1 protein-coding gene and 2 pseudogenes are annotated in these 2,811 nt (G+C 32.8%); all 3 read left to right on the top strand.

Annotation, left to right across the window (positions count from 1 at the left end):
* Positions 1-208: 208 nt before the first annotated feature.
* Positions 209-1,213, top strand: a pseudogene (locus F6K22_RS37790) (IS701 family transposase).
* 218 nt (positions 1,214-1,431) lie between these two features.
* Positions 1,432-1,605, top strand: a complete 174-nt coding sequence (locus tag F6K22_RS37785) for a hypothetical protein (protein ID WP_293109952.1) — start codon at positions 1,432-1,434, stop codon at positions 1,603-1,605.
* Positions 1,606-1,916: 311 nt separating this feature from the next.
* A pseudogene (locus F6K22_RS37780) lies at positions 1,917-2,135 on the top strand (IS630-like element ISMae26 family transposase); the annotation flags it as partial.
* Between the last annotated feature and the right edge of the window lie 676 nt (positions 2,136-2,811).

The raw sequence follows: 2,811 nt of genomic DNA, 5'->3' as shown, positions 1-2,811 counted from the left end.
TGACTTACGCAAGGACTATACATATAGCGTTCAGTCATCATACTATCTCTATATTAGCACTCCTTACCTAAGGATTCAGGTCAGAGCGATCGCCTGAATCACAAAATTATCATAACTCATATAAAGACACGCTAATATTGTCAATAAATTTTGCCCAAATACTCTCATTATTATATAATTATATTTATGATTAATTTGAGATAAAAATATTAATTTTAACTATATTGATTACTATCAGTATTTACTTAATTTTCATACAAATTATACCATCACGCTCTTTAGCAAACCATCTAGAAAATATTAGCCATGACACGATAAATCGTTATCTGAAAACCTAAAATTTTGATGACCAGGCTTTATGGAGAAATGTTAAAGAGGAAATTTTCACTAACACACTTATGTTATTTAATCTTTGATGATACAGTTAATCAGGAACATAGTAATAAAATTTAGTTAGTCCGGCGACAGTATAATGGTAATAACCATAGAGTAATTCGTGGTATAGGGATAGTAAATTGTATATATTTAAATCCAGAAATCGAATAATTTTGGCACTCTTGATTATCGAGTTTAGGATCCAGATACTGATAATAAAAGCAAAATATATAATGTAGAATAAATATTTTTTTCTGATTTACCACAGCAAAAACTACCATTATAAGACTGTGTTAATGGATAGTTCCTATGGAACACAAAGATTAATGACATTGGTAGATAACTTAGAAAAAATTTATTACTGTTCCTTAACAATAAATCGTCTAGTAGATGATACTGGCGGTGTAGAGAAATATCAAAATATTGGAGAGCTAAGTTAGAATGAATCAGAAAGAATATCAGGTAAAATAATTAAAATAAACCGAATTCCTTTGGAATAAGAAAGTTAAACTCCATGGGGCAACTGTTTCTACCAAAACGACAAAATATATTGCAACTAATGACTTAGATGAATCTTCCCATTTATGCTGTAGATATGAAGTCTCAAACCAGATGGAAAATTGCAGAATTTTACAGGGAAATTAAGCAATTAACGGGTATAGAATTCTCTCAATGTCGTCGAGCGCCAAATTCAGAAAAATCATATAGCCTGTGCTATGTTAGTCTGAAATTTTTGCCAAAGATGAGCAGTAAAATAGGAAAAATTATCTATAAAGTTAAACATGAATTACTGTCAGATTATCTGATCCAAGAACTGAAAGGGAAGCGATACGGCTGACGCCACGCTCCGCGTCTTTTGCCAAAAACTCAGACATCGAGCTGTAGGAGGAGGGATAAAAGCGCGATTGCTAGAGGCCAAAGACAAGTTATTTTTTATCTTGTTCTATTTCAAGTGCGACCCCTACCTTTGATGTGGCACGAGTTTTGTTTGACTTACACCGTAGCCGAACACACGATTGGACGCGCGAAAAATTGGTAGATTTTGTATCTGATCAAGTGAAAATTCATGTATATTTGGGTTTCCAGGGATTACAGAAGGAATTTGTCAACATCAAAATTCCCACGAAAAAACCCAAAGGGAAGGAATTAACTGACCAACAAAAACAAGTCAATAGAGAAAAAAGTAGGTTTAAGCGCACAGACAAGAAACGCGGCCGAGCGTGGCGTTAGCTGTATAGCTTCATGCTTACTGCGGCTGGACTCTGGAATTTCTACCTGATGGCAGCATAGTTTAATGTAGTGAAAGCTATAATTTTCCATTTCACTTTAAGGTTTTATTTCGCGACAAGTCTAATAAATAGCACTGTTTCAATAACAATTGAGAAAGCAGCAAAACTTTTCTGTTAGCCATTCATCCCTGCCTGTTCCCCAACTCCACAGATTAAGGGTTATGTAATTTTTGACAATATGGTTATTATAGTATTTCCCAGAGTCATCAGGTACACTAAGAGGTATAGTATTTATGACCATAGCGTAAATTAATCAAACCTTATTCTATAGACTTAAGAAAAAAAATTGTAGAAATTTGGGAACAGGAAAAAATTTCAATAATAAAACTAGCTCAAAGGTTTGGAGTGAGCAAAAGTTTTATTCAAAAATTCATCAAAAAATCTCAAGGAACTGGAGATATTAGACCTTTACCCCAAAAGGGAAGTCATCCTTCTAAATTAAATAGTGAAAAATTAGTAATCTTAAAAGAGAACGATTCTGGAGAATAGATTATCATATTTATAACCCAGAGGGTGATGACAAGAGTAAAATAGATCGTGTAGAAGAAATGATTATTGATGTGGTAAAAAAGAAGAAAATACCAGTAAAAATAGTAAACCTTTTACAAAAGTTTTTCATGATACAATATAAAACTATCCATTTTTTGAGTTTGCCTACAATCAACTCTCAGATTGGCGATCGCCTCATCCGAAAAATTAATTAAGTTTTAAAACAAGAATCGTTCTCTAATTATTAAAGACAATTATTCACCCAATAAAATTGATTTAATAATGAAATATTGGCAAGCCAAAAAGTTAACACAAACTGAATTTAATCGTTTAACAGGGGTAAAAAAACTGTCAGAGTGATGGTTCGTACTGTTAAAGCTCAAGAAAAAGAAAAAAAGAAAAAAAGAAACGAGGTCGCCAGCCCAAGTTAATTCTGGAAGAACCAATTTTAATGACCCTTAAATAGACATCTCCGAAAATAGTAAAACACTTACTATAACTATCTTTTGGCGAGCGATATAGCTGCCGCACTTGCTCCCTCCGCCAACGCAAATACTTAAGATAGTTGATTTTTACGGTAAAATCAATATTATAGATACTTACTATTAAAAACTAGCTCAAAAATAGCCATATCAACTCAATAATTGCGATTAGCGAG

The organism is Okeania sp. SIO2F4, assembly GCF_010672385.1.
Classification (GTDB): domain Bacteria; phylum Cyanobacteriota; class Cyanobacteriia; order Cyanobacteriales; family Microcoleaceae; genus Trichodesmium.
The sequence above is the reverse complement of the archived record's forward strand: the minus strand, read 5'-3'. Positions and strand labels throughout refer to the sequence as shown.